The organism is Rickettsiales bacterium, assembly GCA_035765535.1.
Classification (GTDB): Bacteria; Pseudomonadota; Alphaproteobacteria; order Rickettsiales; family JABCZZ01; genus JABCZZ01.
Genome location: DASTXE010000001.1, coordinates 426630 through 444024, shown reverse-complemented (window position 1 = coordinate 444024; position 17395 = coordinate 426630). Strand labels below are relative to the sequence as shown.

The following is a 17395-nucleotide window of genomic DNA, read 5'->3' as shown; positions in this document are numbered from 1 at the left end:
CGGAAAATGTCGTGCCGCTCCACCAGGTCTGTGCAGGTTTTGAAGCCTCGTCCGCAAAAGACGTTGCCGCCGTCAGTGCCGTTGTCATAGCCAAAGATAATCTTATCCAGTTCTTGTTCATTTCTTCCTCCTGTGGATGTTTATGTGTTGCGAATTGCCGGTATCCACGATTCTCAGCATCCGGGGTTACTATTGCTACCGCCTTATTTTCTGCACAATGACCGCATACCATCCCAGGCCATCATATTCCTGATAGCCAAGCGTCTTGGCGAACGCGATCAATTCATCATTTTTATTGAAGTAATAGCCTTTCTTCTCGCCTTTGTGCTCAAGCATGAAAGAAGTAAGCAGTCCGGTTCCATCCGACGAAGCGATAACCCGCATATTCTGGTCCAGCAGCATGACGCGGCTGTATTCCCATTCCTCTTTGCTGAGGCTGGGCTCATCCCGCACGATGATCTTGGACTGCTCGTCCCAATCAAAATATACTCCAAGCACGCCTACCGGCTTACCGTCCACCCTGCCCCCGGAACGCACCGCAGTGGCATAAACCGCCACCATTTTATTCTCATGCAGCGGATCAAAATAAATATCGTCCACCACATACTGGTCGCCGCTTGTTGTACTTAAACCTTTCCTGAACCACGACACTGTGGAGAGATCCGCTCCCATGATTCGCTGGAAACGTGACGGCTGCGAACATGCGATAACCTTGCCGCTGGGGTCCACCAGCACAAGATTCAGGTATACAGAATAAAAGCGGTTAATCAGTTCCAGCCTACTGATGGCGTAGGTGACGGCGGCCTGCTCCATTGATTCAAGGCAGCGAAACAACGCATCGTCTGTGGCCCACCATCTGACATCGGCAGTACGCTCATACAGGTTACGCACAATGAGCTGCACCAAAGTTTGGGACATTTCGGAGAGCCGGCCGTATTCCTTATCGTCAAATTGCTTCTGCAGTATCCCGGTCTGCGTCTGGATCTCTTTGATGACGTCAATTCTCAGCTCTTTGGAATTCTGCGCGGCCTGCTTAGCTAAATTCTTCACTTCAGCAGCAACTACCGCAAACCCTCTCCCAGAATCTCCGGCCCTTGCCGCTTCGATGGTCGCATTCAAAGCAAGCAGGTTAATCTGGCCGGAGATTTTTTCACTGGTTTTCGCAAACTTCTCAACCCTGTCCTGAATGTCCGTGATAATCGTGGCTATACTGACATAACTCATTTTTATACATCCATCGCAGGCTGGTTAAGCATTGTAGTTATTGTGCCCTTCTGTCGTGGAAACGTGATACTTCGCCATGCACGGATACGTCAAGCCCCACTGTCTCTTCTGTCTCAGAAACACGAATCGGAGTGATAACGTTGACAATCTTGATGAGAATGTAAGTTACAACTGCAGTAAACACCGCAACCGCAATCACGCCAATCAGGTTTGCCTTAAGGGTTCCGATCTGCCCACCGATCAGGATACCGTCAACAGCCACGGCAGGATTCACCAGCTTGGTTGCGAACATACCGGTCATGATGGCGCCGAGAGCGCCGCCAATACCGTGGCAGGCAAACACGTCCAGCGTATCGTCCAGGTGGGTCTTGGTCTTGATGAGATGACCAAGGGTGTTGCAGATCACGCTGCCGACGCCGCACATAAAGATAGCGGAAGCAACCGAGACGAATCCGGCGGCGGGCGTTACGATAACCAGACCGACAACGAGACCGATAGCAGCGCCCACGGCACTCGGCTTGCTATTTTTAATCCAGTCCACCAGCAACCAGCCAAGCATCGCCGCAGCAGCACCGGCAAACGTTGTAACGAAAGCATGCGCGGCAAGGAAGCCTGACGTGATAGCCGAACCCGCGTTGAAACCGAACCAGCCGAACCACAGCAGAGCAGCACCCAGCATGATCATGGATACGTCATTCGGACGGTTTACTTCATTGCCCATATTGCGTTTGCCGAACATGATGGCAGCGACAAGGCCTGCGACACCTGCGGTCAGATGGACTACGAGGCCGCCTGCAAAATCCAGGCCACCCAGAGCAGCAATCCAGCCTTTGCTCGACCACACCCAATGAGCAACGGGCGCATACACGAATATGCTCCACAGCGCCAGCAGCAGCAGCCATGCCTTAAAGTGCACGCGTTCCGCAATAGCCCCCGTGATGAGCGCCGGGGTAATGACGGCAAACATCATCTGGAACGCCATAAAAGCATAATGCGGGACTTTTGCATCACCATAGAGCTGGCCGTCCAAGCCTTTGAGCATCAGGAACGACATGTCACCGATGTAAGGATTGCCATCGCTGAATGCCAGGCTGTAACCCACCACTATCCAAAGCAGGCCGACCACGCCTAACGCCACGAAATTCTGCAGTAGGGTGGAAACTACGTTCTTACGGCTCACCATGCCTGCATAAAAGAATGCAAGGCCGGGAGTCATCAACATCACGAGCGCAGTGGAAACCAGCAACCAAGAGGTATTGCCGGAATCGACCATAGGCGCAGCAGCTGCAGCAGGTTCCGCCGTTTGCGCAAGCACGGGAGAAGCCAACGCACACAGCAACAGCACGGAAATCAGTTTAGAAGCTTTCATGTTCACCCCATTTTGTTATGTCTTCGCGAGACAATATGCGCGATAAATGGTTAGAAATCACTTAATTTACCACTTCACGTTGAAAAAAACCTCTGTGTGGTGCAAAAAGGCGACAACAGGGTGTTTTAACCGAGGTATTACGTATGAACAATATTCAGAACCTGTTTGTATCTGAACTCCTGAAGCATCCCGGTATTATCGCTATCTTTATTGTCGTGTTGATGCTTAAAATATTGCTGCTGTTTTTTCCGAATAAGCGGCGATACAGGAATCACCGTAATAACACAAAAAACCAAGCACAATTACGCTCGCAGTCATCGAAACTCTTTGCTGATGCAGAAAATTTGCCGATTACAGCAACAGACGGTCTTATGAATCAGAGCGAGCGCAAGATATTCCAGATGCTTTTAAATACCCTGCCCGATCCACAGGTTTCCTTTAATGCGCTGATCACTCATGCCCATAATATAAGGAACAGCTGGAGGCGTAATACGGTGCGCAAAAACTTTAATACCAAATCAGTCGATTTTGTTATCTGCGATAAAGATACATTCAGGGTGATAGCAATCGTCGAGTATGACGGTCAGGGACATAATAATAAGGACGATGCCCTGCGTGACCGTATACTGCAAGGCGCCGGTTACCGTATTGAGCGGTTTAACGAAACCGATACGCATGCAACGATTCAAGAAAGATTTCGCTGGCTGCGAAGCGGCGATGGGCCTTTATTGCTAACGGTCGGTGATTTCCCGGATGAATCACCTCGGCTTCAGGCCAGTAAAGATACTACCGTATGGTAAATAAATAAGGTGTCTACTAAGGCAAGCTTAGAATTTCATGAAGAGTTTAAAGAACCGGATGCACGCTTAATATAAACCTGACAGGCAAATAACTTTTGCTATTTTTATTATTAAATTATACTTACATTATCAAATATAGGTTGAGCACATTGTTCTTATGTTAGATTCTTTCTTCATATCCGGCGTTCTTCCTAGCTATATAGAACATGGTTCTTACCAGCTCACGCTGGTGGTTCTCTCCTATGCTGTTGCCAGCTTTGCTTCCTATACCGCCCTTTCATTATCGCAGCAGCTTGTAAGCGTAAAGAATTTAAAAGGAAAATATCTATTCCATTTGGGCGGCGCCTTCGCCATGGGCGCCGGTATCTGGTCCATGCATTTTATAGGCATGCTTTCCTACAAAATGCATATGGCTGTCCATTATAATCCAGAGCTTACTTTTATCTCGATGCTTATTGCCATTGCCGTTTCCTACGGTGTGCTGGGCATAGTCGCACGCGAACAGCTTACTTTGCGGCAAGTACTCACTGGTTCCATACTGATGGGGATTGGCATTTGCGGTATGCATTATACGGGCATGGCCTCCATGGTCATGGATGCTGATTTACGTTACACCCCTGCTCTTTTTCTCTTATCGGTCGTCATTGCAATCGTGGCATCGGCTGCCGCATTGTGGATTGCTTTTACGCTGGCACGACATACGAGTGTTTACCGTTATCTATTCCAGATGGCGGCTGCATTAGTCATGGGGGCCGGTATCTGCGGTATGCATTATACAGGAATGGCAGCCTCCGTCATGATTCCATATGCCGGCCATGTACACGAACACGGTCAGGATTTTGAGATTCTGGCGCTTACCATTGCTGGCATTACCACCATCATTCTTGCTCTCGCGCTTGCGGCCGGATTTTACCGAAAAACACAGGCAGAAGTATTACTGGCAAGCAGTGAGAGCAAATTGAGGGCAATGATTGAGCATTCGCTGGATGCGGTTATCACCATGGATGAGAACGGCCTAATCATGGAATGGAATGCGCAGGCCGAAACGATTTTCGGATGGCCGCGCGCAGAAGCGATAGGCCAATCCCTTGCCGCTCTGATTATTCCGCCTGCGCACCGCGATGCACATTCTAAAGGATTACAGCGTTTCTTAGCCGACGGCACCGGCCCCATGCTGAACAAGCGCATTGAGGTTTCTGCCCTGAATAAACAAGGCAAGCTATTTCCCGTCGAGCTAGCCATTACGGCCCAGAATATTCTGGATCATTACTTCTTTACTGCTTTCATAAGAGATATTACGGAGCGTAAACGGGATGAGCGCGAACGCGCCCTGCTGGCATCGATTGTTGCCTCCTCTGACGATCCCATCATCAGTAAAACTCTCCAAAGTATCATCACCTCATGGAACGCTGCTGCAGAGCGCTTATTCGGCTATAGCGCCAGCGAGGCTATCGGCCAGCATATTTCGCTCATTATTCCGCCGGAACGTCTCCCCGAAGAAGATTATATTATCGGCCAGATCAGCGCCAATAAGTCTGTCGATCACTTTGAAACCGCCCGTGTCACTAAAAACGGCAGAGCGATTGAGGTCTCTGTTACCGTTTCCCCTGTCCATGATGCTGCCGGGAATGTCATCGGTGCTTCAAAAATCATCCACGATATTACGATGCGCAAGCAAGCAGACCGTGAAAGAGAAAAGTTAATTCTGGATTTGAAACGCAGCAATCAGGAGCTGGATGATTTTGCCTATATTGCTTCTCATGACCTTAAAGAGCCCCTGCGCGGTTTATTTAATAATGCAAGTTTCCTGCTTGAGGATTATAATGACAAGCTGGATGCTGAGGGGCGTGGCAGGCTGCAACGCTTAGGTTATCTCTGCCAGCGTATGGAAAGCCTCGTGAACGATCTGCTTTATTTCTCCCGGCTTGGCCGGCAGGAACTGGCCATCCAGCAGACAGATCTGAATAAAGTCATACATGACATTGGAGGTATGATTGAAACCACTTTAAAGGATAGTAATGGGGAAATACTGATTCCCCGCCCCTTACCTGTCATTGTCTGCGATAAAGTGCGTATTACTGAAGTATTTCGTAACCTTATCGTCAATGCCATTAAGTATAATGACAGCCATCGAAAGACCGTTGAAATCGGCTGTTTAGATGAGGTGGTAAGACCATACGGCACAGAACGAAGTGTTTTCTATGTACGCGATAACGGCATCGGTATTGAGAAAGAGTTTTTTGAAGAAATATTCCGTATTTTTAAAAGACTCAATGTGGAGGATGATAACAAGAAAGGCACCGGGGTCGGGCTGACTTTTGTTAAAAAAATTATTGAACGTCATGGTGGGCGGATATGGCTGGAGTCTGAGTTAGGTAAAGGCAGCACGTTTTATTTTACGATCGTATAAAGGAATAATTTATGAATGAATCTATTGATTTTCCTACTATATTATTGGTTGAAGATAATGCGGATGATTATAATGCGACTGTTCGCAGCTTTAAAAAAGCGCATCTTAATAATCCCGTGCACTGGTGCATGAGCGGTAAGGAAGCGCTGGATTATATGAAGCATGAGGGAAAATATGCCAATGATGATGCCATAGCAAAGCCGGGGCTTGTATTACTTGACTTGAACATGCCGGGACTGGATGGCAAAAAAACCCTGTCGCTTATGAAACAAGATCAGAACCTGAAAAAGATTCCTGTTGTCATATTGACCACTTCCTCCGATGAAAGAGACGTAGTTCAATGCTATGAATTAGGCGCCAGCACCTACATTCAGAAGCCCGTAAATTTTGAAGGATTATGCGAGGCTGTAGGGCGTATTAAAGAATACTGGTTTGGCATTGCATTGTTGCCCGGAAATTCAGCGTAATACTCTAATTCTTTACTTCTCGACAGATAATCCCCGCAACAAGGTTACCTGATGCGGGGATTATAAGTTGGATTAGCGGCCTTCCCTCAGTGCGCCAACAGGTGCGGGCTCACCGCCTTGTTCGCTTGCTTCCTGTGCAGTGGACTCCTGCTCTTTAGCTTTGCTGGTTTTCTTCTTTTTGCCTTTGTGGTGGTGACGATGCTTATGAGTCGTTGTTTTCTGCGAATCCTGATCGGCAGACGCAACCGCCGGAGTATCGCTTGCACCCGGAGCCGTCATATTATCTTCCACCGCGTATGCGTTGACCGCGATCATGCTAAGCGCTGCAACACCCAGTAATAGCTGTTTTTTCATTCCTTACTCCTTTGTTTGGGTTTAAGGCACCTTATCTCAGATGCGGACTCACTATAGCGGCTTATTTATAGTTGTGAACCCTATATGATCTTCAATTTTTAGTATATGCATCACCATACCCCATATTTCTCCAATTTCTTGTTACCCCTAAAAATTACTATTGAATTTTCCTGCATCAGCATATAACAATGCCTTCCGGCCGATTGGGGGATCTTCTAATGGTAGGAAAGCGGATTCTGACTCCGTCAATCTAGGTTCGAGTCCTAGTCCCCCAGCCAACTCTCTCAAAAAGCACTGCTTCCCACATCTTCCGCATTTTCTAATTGTGCGTGTGCAGAATTTTTAGGATCTAGAAATATTTATATTCCTCTTATATGCCTATGGATATCTTCTAAAAGGAAATGCAGTTCGCAAAACTATTGCAAAAATTTGTTAAACCTACTGTGGTAGTGGCTTTTAAAGCATTCATGCTTCGCAATAGGCATTAAACCTATCGCCGCTATTTTTGTCATAGCGTTAACGTTAATTTTATTTTATAATCCCATATAGAAACATTAGAGCTGCAGGGTGCTATTGCGTCATTTAATTGAGCGCAAGGGCCATCGCCAGGGTAAGTGTGGTCATCGTAACGCCTTTATATTTAGGCTCCGCTGGACCGTTAAGCAGCCCCCTATAAAAAAACCTGTTTAGACGATTACACATTGTTGAATTGCTGCAATTCCACCACCTTGTTTGTGCTCTTTTATCAACCAGTATTATTATAAATGGATTTTTATGTTATCCCATAAAGCATTTATCCAAGCGATATGCATGGCTGTTCTTGTGATGGTTTTCTGTCCTATTGCCAATGCAAACACTGCCGGCAACGTTGTTGTTATTCAAGGCAACGGTCAGGACCAGACTCAGGAAGTTCAGGCCCTTCTATCCCAGAACGGAAACTACCAGTTCCAGGGCATTGTAAAAACCCGATCTATTTCTATAACAGGCCACAATATTACGCTGGATTTTGCGCCTGGAGCAGCCTGGCAACCCAGCGCTGAAGTCGATATATTATTTACATGCAATGACTGTAATTTAAATATTGGTTCACTCCTGATGAATGGCGTAGGCTATGCGCAGGAAGGTATCCGAGTAAATGGTGGAACTCTTGTTTTTGGTGATGTTACCTTCATCAATTTCGGTACATTGCGGCATCAGGCGACAAATATCGTTGCGGGCATGTATCTCAATCGTGTGAAATCTGTTCAAGGCGGTACGCTCAAAGCCTCCCATCTTAATTCGGTAGGTAACGGCATTTTCGGTGACAATGTCGGCGCTGCGCGTGGGTTGGTGCTTTTCGGCAGCGGTCCTTATAATATCGGCGAAGTCACTGTAGATCTCACCGGTAGCGATGCGGAGGAGGATGACGCTTTTCAGGTGAATGTAGGCAATACCGGTGGCGTAATCAATAAACTCACCGTCATTTATAACGGCAATACGCGCCGCGCCGCCAAATTCCAGTCCGGGCAGAATGTCATCAATAATATCGATATCCATAAGGCGAAGGATTTCGTTCCTGTAAGCTCGCAGACAGATGCTGGCCGCAGGAATTTCAACTGCGTTTCGTGGGAGGCTGATACTTCGGGTTCGCTTGATATTATGGGCGGAAAAGTTGACGCATCCGGGTTTACACGGGGTGTCGGAAACAATGCGCCACTTTCTACTGCATCCATACGTGTGCATCCGGGCGTTACGCTTATAGGGGCGACCAAACATGTTATTCGTGTCAATCCCCAGACCGGCAAATCGGAAAACACGGAAACGCGCGGTTTCTACACTTCTGTTTTTGACAGCGGTTCCGGAATTGAAGGGGCAACCGTCATCAATTTCAGTGTTGGCGCCACCATACGTGCCAATGGCGCTTACTCGAAAGATACGACCTATGAGTATCCGGGCCGGATAGGGATTGAGGCCTTCGTGCCGCTATCGCCCATGTTCGGAAACAGGGTTGTGCTTCTGCAGAAGGGACTCTAAAGTGCTCGGATATATTTTATCCCTGCATGAGCAACAGCACTGACATAAAGCAATGGATCGCCTCCTCCGTATCGAGCGGTTATACGCTTGAGCAGCTGCGTTCTACTTTGCTCAAGGTCGGATTTAGGCATGAACAAATCGAGGCTGAACTAGCCATTGCCATGCCTTATATTACTGCAGCAGAACAGCTTTACACACGGCTTTCACGCCGTGAAAAGCTTATGATGTCGCTCGACCAGCAATTGCGCCATATTCCTGAATATCTGCATATCACAAAAACTCCCCTTCCCGCACACGAACAGTTTTTAGAAGAATATTGCTACCCTAATCGGGCAGGCTTATTCTCAAACGCGCTGGAAGGCTGCACGGCAAAGGGCTGGACGCCGCGTAATCTTGTAGACAAGGTTGGCGCCGGAACTGAAGTGCAGATTCAGTATGGGCGCGATGCGGGCTCCATTTATGAACATAATACTGCTAAGTATCGCCGCATTATTGCATTCGGCCAATATATCGAGCTGGTGGAAAATACGCCGCCGACCAATAATTTCTATATGACCAATGTGAATTCTGAGTTCAACAGTTCAGCCTTTCTTTCGTTGCGCAACGAACTGAGCGACCTTGACTACCTGACGCCGGACAGTGACGAACAGCCTCATCATATACTGATCGGTCCGGCAGGCACACAGACGCTTGCGCATTACGATAATGCCAATGTTATGCTGATTCAGGTATATGGCAGAAAATTAGTACGCCTCGTTCCTGCTCTGCAGGTGCCCTATATGTATAACAACACTCATCCGCGCAGTAGCGACTTTGATCTGCTGGCTCCCAATCTGCAGCAATATCCCGAGTTCGCTAATGCCACGGTTATTGATGTCGAGATTGGACCGGGTGACTGTCTTTTTATTCCTGTAGGCTGGTGGCATCATATTACCTCGCTTTCCACGAGTATCAGTATCACCACAGGCAATATCCGCGGCTGCGAGCATATGAAAGTGTTTCTACCATAGCACTTCATATCTGTTGTCGATCCGATTAAAAAAGTCATAATGGTACCGATAACTTATTAACATGGTCGCCATATGAGCCAAAAACCGATGTCAGTCGCAAAATTGTTTCTGATTATCTTTCTAGTCATCACAGGGATAAAGGCGTGTACGGCGACACTTTTTTCCTATCAGACGCGCGATGATATCGGCTTATACTTTGCTTACCTGTTTTTGCTTGTCCTCATCCTCTTTTTCTTCAGCAGAATATGGCAGCAATATTTTCCCCTTCCCAGATTATTGCGGTTTATACAGGCTCCTTTCCGCGGCTGGGTGGGAAGGCCCAACTGGCAACTGCAAATTGAAGAGTCGTCTGATGCGGTTATCATCTCTTCGTCCTGCTGGAGGTATATCAGCATTATATCGCTGGCACTCGCAATCGCGCTGGGCAATGGGGCCTATATCTATCACCATCCGGAAATACATTCTTTTGCACTAGCATTGTCTCTAGCGTTTGTGATCATCGCAACAGCAATTTGCCTGGATACTATATGGATATGGGGGTGGCGTAATCCTAAAGTGATTGTGCGCTCATCCTCCATAGATATATGGCGGGGAAAGAGACTCATAAAAACATTATGGAAACACCAGCTCAGTCATCTGGAAGTCGAAAAATACATGAGTGGCGAAAATCGTGGTGCCACGCATGCTATGTGGCGACCTAACTACATACTCAAAGCATGCACAGATGGAAACGCACCGGAATGTTTATGCACAACAAGTTCTTTTGAACAAATGGAACGACTGGAAACACTGGTTGCCAAACGACTTGAACTAACAGTCCGTATTGCCCATACTAAATTAGCAGGTGATACAACTCCGCTCTAAAGCTCAGGTCATCTAACCGTCATTGTACGGATCCTGATGGATCAGTATTTCCGTATGAGGGTAAATTGCCGCGAGCGCTTCTTCCACATTGTCGGAAATCTTGTGAGCCTGTTTCAGGCTGATGTCACGGTTGCAAAACACAAGATGGAATTGAATGAAGCCATGAATTCCTGCCCTGCGGGTACGCAGATCGTGTAATCCGCTGATGTCGGGAAATCCCAGAACAACGCGCTTGATCTCCTCACGCTCGGCATCGGAAAACTCCCTGTCCATCAGGTTATTGAACGCAGCCCTTCCCATATGGTAAGCGCCGTGTATGAGACCTCCGGCAATAATCAGTGCAATCAACGGATCTGCAGTCTTCCATCCGAAATGCGATGCCATGACGATGGCCACGATCACACCGATATTCATAAGGAAATCGGAAAAGTAATGCATGGCATCAGCTGCAATTGCGCTTGATGCCGTTTTCCTCACTACATGGCGCTGGTAGAGTACAAGCGCAAACGTCATGACAATGGATACCACCATGACCGCAATCCCGATGCTGCTGTTATAGACAGGCTCCGGGAGAAACAGGCGCTTGATGCCCTCAATCACCAGAAAGCCGCCGGAACCGCAGATGAAAGTCGATTGCGCAAGCGTTGCCAGGTCTTCTGCCTTGCCATGCCCGAAACGGTGATCGTCATCCGGCGGGCGCAGCGCGTAACGTATGGCGATAAAATTCACGGTCGAGGCCATGACATCCAGCATCGAATCGGCCAGCGAAGACATCAGGCTAAGCGAATCGCTCATCAGCCATGCACCGCCTTTCAGCACCACCAGCGTTACTCCGACAATGAGCGACATGAGTGAAGCGCGGCGCATAAGAGAGCCGACTTCGGCATAAGGCAGATGGTTGGCTTGATTATGCATTATTTGTAATGTGCGGTTAATGAAACTATAATGATACCGCTATTGATAACATGACTGTTTTATGAAATAAACAGTACTGTATATAACGCCTTATTTTTCTAACTATAAAGGACGAGAATACTATGAAGACCCAGAAACTCATTGCGCTTGCGCTCGTGACTTCCATGCTGGCAGGCTGCAATCCTCCCCCTCCGGGCGCTGGTCAATCCACCGGCGGCATTTCTAAACAGGATATCGGCACGGTTGGCGGCGGCGTACTCGGCGCTCTTGCCGGCTCCACCATCGGTGGCGGCCGCGGTCGTCTCGTTTCCACGGCAGCCGGTGCGATCCTCGGCGGCTTCGTGGGCAGCTCGATCGGCAAATCGCTTGACCAGGCAGACGCTGCTTATGCAAACCAGACTGCACAGAACGCGCTGGAGAATTCCCAGCCCGGTCAGTCCCTGCCCTGGCGTAATCCCAGGAGCGGTAACTCCGGCACTATCACACCGGAACAATATTACAGAACCGATGACGGCACGTATTGCCGTGAATTCCAGCAGACCATTGTTGTAGGCGGTGAAAGACAGTCGGCTTACGGCCGTGCCTGCCGTCAGCCGGATGGCAGCTGGAAAATCGTCCAGTAAGCTCGCGGATAGAACTTCAGAAAAGGGGAGCAATTGCTCCCCTTTTTTTATTTTTATATTCAAGCCTTTGTTTAATAATAGAAATTTATTTTATCTATTTATAACAACAACTTAATATTTTTTACATATTATTGCGACTAATTATTAATGCTGATTTATGAGAATAACGTGTACAAAACACCCCCTCAATCCACGCATATTATTATAGAAAATTGACTGCCTATTTTTTGTGCACACTCTTCCCGCGCGGGAATATTTTGGGTGGCCGTTTATATATAAAAACTGGACTTTTCTGCGGTTTTGTTTAAGTTAGGCCTTCCTAAAAGCTTACAAAAAAAGGATACGCCCATGACAACTTTGCGCGTTGAAAACGACAATATTCTTTCCAATCCTCTCGACCTCGTCGAGCAGGTGATCATCGATCGCGACTGGGCATACGATCGTCCCGCCGATGAAGAAATTGTTGCCGAAGTAAATAGCTCGTGGTGCAACTATCGCATCTGGTTCACGTGGCAGCCTGATCAAGGTGCGCTGATTTTTTCCTGCGCATTTGAAACCAAACTTCCTAAAGCGGTGACACGAAAATTATATCCGCTGCTCGCGATGGTCAATGATAAATTGTGGATCGGTCACTTCGATCTTTCGAGTGATGATAATTCTGTCGCATTCCGTCACACGATGCTGATGCGTGGCGGATGTGTGATGGCGATCGAACAGCTCGAAGATCTGATCGACATCGCTATCGCTGAGTGCGAACGTTTCTTCCCCGCATTCCAGGGAATCATCTGGGGCAACAAGTCCGCAGAAGAAGCTCTCACTGCTGCTATCTTTGAAACCGTCGGCGAAGCGTGAGCCGTTTTCCTGAATCGTTATTACTGCTCGGCGCTGGCAAGATGGGCAGCGCCCTGCTTGCTGCATGGCACGCGCACGGAATGCGCAAGGATGCGATCACCGTTGTTGATTCACACATCACTCAAGACGGCATCATCAATAACATTGATGATGTGAATATTGCACCTGAATGCATCGTGCTTGCCGTCAAACCACAGTCGATGGATGAGCTGCTTCCTGAACTTGCGAAGAAGTTCGGCGATGCACCGCTTTATATTTCCATCGCTGCAGGAAAAGACATTGCATATTTCGAGAAGCATCTGGGCGATGCCGCTATTGTGCGTACGATGCCCAACACTCCCGCACTGATCGGCAAAGGCATCACCGCACTCTGTGCTAACCGCAAAACGAGCGAAGCACAAAAAGCTGTCGCCACTGCTTTGCTGGAAGCTGCCGGTGAAACTGTGTGGCTTGAAAATGAATCACTGATGGATGCCGTCACTGCCGTTTCAGGCAGCGGGCCCGCTTACATCTTTCTTCTGCTGGAAGCACTCACTGTCGCAGGTGTGGCGCAGGGACTGCCTGAAGCTATTTGCAGAAAGCTCGCCATGAGCACCGTTGCCGGCAGTGCTGCGCTTGCTGCTGCTTCTTCAAAAGAGTTCGCGCAATTGCGTTCTGATGTAACCAGCAAAGGCGGTACGACGGAAGCAGCGCTCAGCGTGCTGATGAAAGACGATGCGTTGAAGCAATTGTTTGCCGATGCAGTCGCCGCTGCAGTGAAGCGCGGCAAGGAATTACACTAACAGCGACAGTATTGATTCTTCACCGCTTTTCCTATATCTGTAGCGTGCGTAAACAACGATTCCGGTTTTATGAGCAATCAATACATCCTCACCCTCTCCTGCTATGACGTGCGCGGTATCGTCGCAGCCGTCAGTACATTCCTGTGTGACAATGGCGGTTTCATCATCGAGTCCGCTCAGTTTGGCGATGCTTCCACGGGACGCTTTTTTCTTCGCATGGAATTCGCCACCGATGAAAACACGCCGCCGGAAGAAGAACTACGCAAACTCTTCTATACGAAGGTCGCACAGAAATTCGGCATGGAGTGGAAGCTGCACAATAAGGCTGTCAAGCCGCGCGTGCTGATCATGGTGTCACGTTACGGACACTGCCTGAACGATCTGCTGCATCGTTACACCACAGGAACATTGCCGGTCGAAATCCCTGCGATTATCTCTAATCATCCTGACTTCCGCGAGATCGTCGAGTGGAACCGTATTCCGTTCCACCATCTGCCGATTGAAGCAGGCGACAAACGCGCTCAGGAATCGCAGGTGCTTGACCTGATCGAGGAACACAAGATTGAACTCGTCGTACTTGCGCGTTATATGCAGGTGCTTTCGCCGGAACTCTGCGCGCGTCTCGTTGGCAAAGTCATCAACATCCACCATTCATTCCTTCCCGGCTTCAAAGGTGCGAAACCTTATCATCAGGCATTCGATCGCGGCGTGAAACTCATCGGTGCAACGGCGCATTACGTGACTGCGGATCTGGACGAAGGACCGATCATCGAACAGGAAGTCACGCGCGTGGACCATACTTACAAACCAGAAGATCTAGAAGCAGTTGGGCGCGACAGCGAATGCTCCGTGCTTGCACGCGCCATCAAATACCACATCGAACAACGTGTCTTAATAAACGGCCATAAAACGGTCGTTTTCAAATAAGGAATAGTCTCATGGCAGGCCATAGTCAGTTTAAAAACATCATGCGCCGTAAAGGCGCGCAGGATGCGAAAAGAGCAAAGGTCTTCACGAAGATCATGCGCGAAATCAATGCAGCCTGTAAGTCGGGCGCTCCGGACCCGGCGCATAATCCACGTTTGCGCGCTGCCGTCCTGAAAGCCAAGCAGGAAAATATTAGCAAGGACAGAATCGACGATGCGCTTAAACGCGCCAGCGGTCAGGGTGATACGGATAATTACGAAGAAGTGCGCTATGAAGGTTACGGCCCTGGCGGCGTGGCTGTGATCGTGGAAGCCCTCACCGACAACCGCAACCGCACCGCTCCTGAAATACGCGCGGCGTTTTCCAAGGCAGGCGGCAATCTCGGTGAAAGCGGCAGTGTGAGCTTCATGTTCGACCGTGTCGGCATCATCACCTATCCGGCTGCGAAAGCCAGTGAAGAAGCGATGCTGGAAGGCGCCATCGAAGCAGGCGCTGTAAATTGCGAATCGGATAAAGAACATCATCAGATCACCTGCTCGCCGGAATCGTTTGGCGAAGTGCGCGATGCACTTGAGAAGAAATTCGGTGAACCGCAATCGGCAAAGCTCACCTGGCTTGCCAAGACCGGCGCACCGGTCAATGAAGAACAGGCAGCTGCATTGCTGAAAATGATCGATGTGCTGGAAGATAACGACGACGTGCAGGAAGTGTTCGCCAATTACGAAATCGCAGACGATATTCTCGAACGCCTGAGCGCGTAAGCGAATATGGGCATCATCATCGGCATCGATCCGGGATTGCAGAAAACAGGCTGGGGTATTATCCGCAGCAGCGGCAATTCGCTCTCGCTCATTGCCTGTGGCACTGTTAAAACCGATAGTTCACAGAAAGTCATCGCGCCACGCCTGCTGCATCTGAGCAGCGAACTTAGCACCATTATCGCGCAATATAATCCGGACGAAGCAGCGGTGGAAGAAACCTTCGTCAACGTGAACGGTCAATCCACCCTGAAGCTTGGACAGGCACGCGGCGCGATATTGTTGACGCTGGTGCAAAGCGGTCTTCCAGTCAGTGAATATGCAGCTACGCTTGTGAAAAAAAGCGTGGTCGGCATCGGCCGAGCGGAAAAACATCAGGTGGCGCAGATGGTGCAGATGCTGCTGCCCGGCTGCGGCTCACATGGAGCAGATGCGATGGATGCGCTTGCGGTAGCAATCTGCCACGCGCATCATCACAGATTTCAGTAACGTAAATTATTTGCTTATTTTTTCCACCATGACCTGCGAGCCGTCCCAAAGGCGCTGCCAGTTATCATTGTAACGTTTTACCAGTTCGGGAACATTGCGGATAATTAAAATGCCTGCAGAGTTTTTAGGCTCGTCATAAGAGCCCTGCAGTGCGCCGATATCGCCGAGGATAATTTCACTATCATCGATCAGGATATAGTTTTCATACTGGTTCTTAATATCTCTTGGAATGTGAGGCGGGTTATCCATGGTGATAAAGAACTTGGCTGCCGTATATCCCGACTCATTTTTATTTTTATCCAGAAGAATCTTGACGTCCCTGCCGTTACGGCCAAGCTTGACCAGTTCCACTGCGATATCCTTAGAGATAAAGGTATGAGCGACTACGCGTATGCTGTGCTTGGCTTCGCGCAATGTAGTGACCACACGTTCCGTAGGGTGGCTATCGGGTGTGAATGCCGTTTCAAAACTCGCATTCTTACCGTTCACAGCAGGAAGCGGACAATCATCGGAGAAAAAAGTTGCCTGTGCCGAGAAAGGGCTCAGCGCAAGAAAGAGGAAGGAAACCGCAAGCCGATAATGGTTTTTCATAAATGCCGCCCGCTGAAAGTTGATTCCATCACTGAGCTAGCATATTCGATCAAGGCAAACAAGTATTCACTTTGTTAAAAACGAACTTACACCGACGTCATTTTGCTTTATCTTACCTTCCCCGGCCGCCACCGCGTGCGATATCGCTCATGGCATTTTCAACGAACTGGCCGACGATATTCATACCGCTGACCGCCATTTTCTTAACCACGTCTTTTGCATTCTCATACACAGCGAGTTGGCTGGTGACATAAGTGAAGTGCGCCTTATCGGCCTCTTTGATTTTATTATCGGCCTCCTTGATCATATGCGCCGTATGCTTGACCAGATCCGATGCCAGCATTTTTTTCTTTTTATTCCCGAGCGCCGCCAGCATTTTTTTCATCAGATCAGGGTCGCCCATATTCTGTTCAACAAACGTCGCGAGGTCTACTTCCGCTCCCTGCTTCTTGGCGGCCTGTTTTGCTGCGTGCTCCAGTTCCGCAATAGTCTCCACTTCATAATTGCCTTCATTGACCTTGGATTGATAATCCCGGTCAGCCTGTTCAGCGAAAAGGGCCGCAAACAGAACAGCGTAATTTTTGTATAATTCGGATAATCTCCCCCGTGCCTGTGCGGGTGTTGCGGCATAATCGTCTGCATATCCGCTTTTAACGACCGCGGTTCCCGGCGAGAGATTCATTTTATCATTCTTACGGGGAACGGGATTGGCCTGGATATGGCGCAGCATGGAAATATCATAGGCCAGGAATTCCACAGACAAACGTTTGTCCAATGAAACACCGGAGGTTAGCACGCGCACGGCGTCGTGGAAATATTCGATACGCGGGCGATAATCATTTTCGCTCGCACGAATACCCAAATTACTCTCAATCGTGTGGATTTCGCTGTAAATCCCGTTTAATATGTTTATAAGAGCCTGCTTTGCAGCTTTATCCGCTTTCATC

Annotated in this window: 18 protein-coding genes and 1 tRNA gene; 13 read left to right on the top strand and 6 right to left on the bottom strand. The window is 48.7% G+C overall.

Annotation, left to right across the window (positions count from 1 at the left end):
* Positions 1-195 precede the first annotated feature (195 nt).
* Both VFT64_02230 and VFT64_02225 read right to left on the bottom strand, forming a co-directional pair.
* Positions 196-1224 carry a methyl-accepting chemotaxis protein gene (locus VFT64_02230; GenBank protein ID HEU5046639.1) on the bottom strand — a complete coding sequence of 343 codons (1029 nt, stop codon included), beginning with the start codon at positions 1222-1224 and terminating at the stop codon, positions 196-198.
* 37 nt (positions 1225-1261) lie between these two features.
* Complete coding sequence (locus VFT64_02225) at positions 1262-2593, bottom strand: ammonium transporter (GenBank protein ID HEU5046638.1); 1332 nt, start codon at positions 2591-2593, stop codon at positions 1262-1264.
* A gap of 143 nt (positions 2594-2736) precedes the next feature.
* Between VFT64_02225 and VFT64_02220 the strand changes: the two genes are divergently transcribed.
* From VFT64_02220 to VFT64_02210, 3 genes are all read left to right on the top strand, one after another.
* The gene (locus VFT64_02220; GenBank protein ID HEU5046637.1) at positions 2737-3393 is read left to right on the top strand and encodes a DUF2726 domain-containing protein; all 657 of its coding nucleotides are present in this window, start codon (positions 2737-2739) and stop codon (positions 3391-3393) included.
* A gap of 157 nt (positions 3394-3550) precedes the next feature.
* Complete coding sequence (locus VFT64_02215; GenBank protein HEU5046636.1) at positions 3551-5803, top strand: PAS domain S-box protein; 2253 nt, start codon at positions 3551-3553, stop codon at positions 5801-5803.
* Positions 5804-5814: 11 nt separating this feature from the next.
* Positions 5815-6270 carry a response regulator gene (locus tag VFT64_02210; protein HEU5046635.1) on the top strand — a complete coding sequence of 152 codons (456 nt, stop codon included), beginning with the start codon at positions 5815-5817 and terminating at the stop codon, positions 6268-6270.
* A 72-nt stretch (positions 6271-6342) separates the two neighbouring features.
* Here the strand turns inward: VFT64_02210 and VFT64_02205 are convergent, their stop codons facing one another.
* Positions 6343-6624, bottom strand: a complete 282-nt coding sequence (locus VFT64_02205) for a hypothetical protein (GenBank protein HEU5046634.1) — start codon at positions 6622-6624, stop codon at positions 6343-6345.
* Positions 6625-6828: 204 nt separating this feature from the next.
* On the opposite strand from VFT64_02205, the gene VFT64_02200 reads away from it, so the two are divergent.
* The 4 genes from VFT64_02200 to VFT64_02185 all read left to right on the top strand — a co-directional run bounded on the left by VFT64_02200 (position 6829) and on the right by VFT64_02185 (position 10511).
* Positions 6829-6902, top strand: a tRNA-Gln gene (locus VFT64_02200).
* A 532-nt stretch (positions 6903-7434) separates the two neighbouring features.
* Entirely contained in the window at positions 7435-8637 is a 1203-nt protein-coding gene (locus tag VFT64_02195; GenBank protein ID HEU5046633.1) for a hypothetical protein, read from the top strand.
* A gap of 26 nt (positions 8638-8663) precedes the next feature.
* The gene (locus VFT64_02190) at positions 8664-9647 is read left to right on the top strand and encodes a cupin-like domain-containing protein (GenBank protein HEU5046632.1); all 984 of its coding nucleotides are present in this window, start codon (positions 8664-8666) and stop codon (positions 9645-9647) included.
* A gap of 72 nt (positions 9648-9719) precedes the next feature.
* Positions 9720-10511: a hypothetical protein gene (locus VFT64_02185; GenBank protein HEU5046631.1), complete on the top strand. Its 792-nt coding sequence runs from the start codon at positions 9720-9722 to the stop codon at positions 10509-10511.
* Between the two features lie 12 nt (positions 10512-10523).
* Here VFT64_02185 and VFT64_02180 read toward each other — a convergent pair whose 3' ends face one another.
* The gene (locus VFT64_02180; protein HEU5046630.1) at positions 10524-11426 is read right to left on the bottom strand and encodes a cation diffusion facilitator family transporter; all 903 of its coding nucleotides are present in this window, start codon (positions 11424-11426) and stop codon (positions 10524-10526) included.
* 122 nt (positions 11427-11548) lie between these two features.
* Between VFT64_02180 and VFT64_02175 the strand changes: the two genes are divergently transcribed.
* The 6 genes from VFT64_02175 to ruvC all read left to right on the top strand — a co-directional run bounded on the left by VFT64_02175 (position 11549) and on the right by ruvC (position 15857).
* A complete protein-coding gene (locus tag VFT64_02175; GenBank protein ID HEU5046629.1) occupies positions 11549-12049 on the top strand; it encodes an RT0821/Lpp0805 family surface protein in 501 nt (166 codons plus the stop codon).
* Positions 12050-12397: 348 nt separating this feature from the next.
* Entirely contained in the window at positions 12398-12901 is a 504-nt protein-coding gene (locus tag VFT64_02170) for a YbjN domain-containing protein (protein ID HEU5046628.1), read from the top strand.
* Positions 12898-13683, top strand: coding sequence for a pyrroline-5-carboxylate reductase (gene proC, locus VFT64_02165; GenBank protein ID HEU5046627.1), 786 nt, complete (start codon positions 12898-12900; stop codon positions 13681-13683). The genes VFT64_02170 and proC overlap by 4 nt, the downstream gene beginning before the upstream one ends.
* Positions 13684-13752: 69 nt before the next feature.
* Positions 13753-14610 carry a formyltetrahydrofolate deformylase gene (purU, locus tag VFT64_02160; protein ID HEU5046626.1) on the top strand — a complete coding sequence of 286 codons (858 nt, stop codon included), beginning with the start codon at positions 13753-13755 and terminating at the stop codon, positions 14608-14610.
* Between the two features lie 11 nt (positions 14611-14621).
* Positions 14622-15371, top strand: coding sequence for a YebC/PmpR family DNA-binding transcriptional regulator (locus tag VFT64_02155; protein ID HEU5046625.1), 750 nt, complete (start codon positions 14622-14624; stop codon positions 15369-15371).
* A gap of 6 nt (positions 15372-15377) precedes the next feature.
* Complete coding sequence (gene ruvC, locus VFT64_02150; GenBank protein ID HEU5046624.1) at positions 15378-15857, top strand: crossover junction endodeoxyribonuclease RuvC; 480 nt, start codon at positions 15378-15380, stop codon at positions 15855-15857.
* A 6-nt stretch (positions 15858-15863) separates the two neighbouring features.
* Here the strand turns inward: ruvC and VFT64_02145 are convergent, their stop codons facing one another.
* Together VFT64_02145 and VFT64_02140 are read right to left on the bottom strand one after the other, a co-directional pair.
* Entirely contained in the window at positions 15864-16448 is a 585-nt protein-coding gene (locus VFT64_02145; GenBank protein ID HEU5046623.1) for a phospholipase D-like domain-containing protein, read from the bottom strand.
* Between the two features lie 112 nt (positions 16449-16560).
* Complete coding sequence (locus tag VFT64_02140) at positions 16561-17394, bottom strand: hypothetical protein (protein HEU5046622.1); 834 nt, start codon at positions 17392-17394, stop codon at positions 16561-16563.
* Position 17395: the final 1 nt, after the last annotated feature.

What these genes read in the sequence shown, in the direction of transcription:
- VFT64_02145 (HEU5046623.1), bottom strand. Translation starts at nt 16,448, where the DNA reads ATGAAAAACCATTATCGGCTTGCGGTTTCCTTCCTCTTTCTTGCGCTG.
- VFT64_02180 (HEU5046630.1), bottom strand. Translation starts at nt 11,426, where the DNA reads ATGCATAATCAAGCCAACCATCTGCCTTATGCCGAAGTCGGCTCTCTT.
- VFT64_02220 (HEU5046637.1), top strand. Translation starts at nt 2,737, where the DNA reads ATGAACAATATTCAGAACCTGTTTGTATCTGAACTCCTGAAGCATCCC.
- ruvC (HEU5046624.1), top strand. Translation starts at nt 15,378, where the DNA reads ATGGGCATCATCATCGGCATCGATCCGGGATTGCAGAAAACAGGCTGG.
- VFT64_02205 (HEU5046634.1), bottom strand. Translation starts at nt 6,624, where the DNA reads ATGAAAAAACAGCTATTACTGGGTGTTGCAGCGCTTAGCATGATCGCG.
- VFT64_02140 (HEU5046622.1), bottom strand. Translation starts at nt 17,394, where the DNA reads ATGAAAGCGGATAAAGCTGCAAAGCAGGCTCTTATAAACATATTAAAC.
- VFT64_02210 (HEU5046635.1), top strand. Translation starts at nt 5,815, where the DNA reads ATGAATGAATCTATTGATTTTCCTACTATATTATTGGTTGAAGATAAT.
- VFT64_02170 (HEU5046628.1), top strand. Translation starts at nt 12,398, where the DNA reads ATGACAACTTTGCGCGTTGAAAACGACAATATTCTTTCCAATCCTCTC.
- VFT64_02195 (HEU5046633.1), top strand. Translation starts at nt 7,435, where the DNA reads ATGGCTGTTCTTGTGATGGTTTTCTGTCCTATTGCCAATGCAAACACT.
- VFT64_02225 (HEU5046638.1), bottom strand. Translation starts at nt 2,593, where the DNA reads ATGAAAGCTTCTAAACTGATTTCCGTGCTGTTGCTGTGTGCGTTGGCT.
- purU (HEU5046626.1), top strand. Translation starts at nt 13,753, where the DNA reads ATGAGCAATCAATACATCCTCACCCTCTCCTGCTATGACGTGCGCGGT.
- VFT64_02185 (HEU5046631.1), top strand. Translation starts at nt 9,720, where the DNA reads ATGAGCCAAAAACCGATGTCAGTCGCAAAATTGTTTCTGATTATCTTT.
- VFT64_02175 (HEU5046629.1), top strand. Translation starts at nt 11,549, where the DNA reads ATGAAGACCCAGAAACTCATTGCGCTTGCGCTCGTGACTTCCATGCTG.
- VFT64_02155 (HEU5046625.1), top strand. Translation starts at nt 14,622, where the DNA reads ATGGCAGGCCATAGTCAGTTTAAAAACATCATGCGCCGTAAAGGCGCG.
- VFT64_02215 (HEU5046636.1), top strand. Translation starts at nt 3,551, where the DNA reads ATGTTAGATTCTTTCTTCATATCCGGCGTTCTTCCTAGCTATATAGAA.
- VFT64_02190 (HEU5046632.1), top strand. Translation starts at nt 8,664, where the DNA reads ATGAGCAACAGCACTGACATAAAGCAATGGATCGCCTCCTCCGTATCG.
- VFT64_02230 (HEU5046639.1), bottom strand. Translation starts at nt 1,224, where the DNA reads ATGAGTTATGTCAGTATAGCCACGATTATCACGGACATTCAGGACAGG.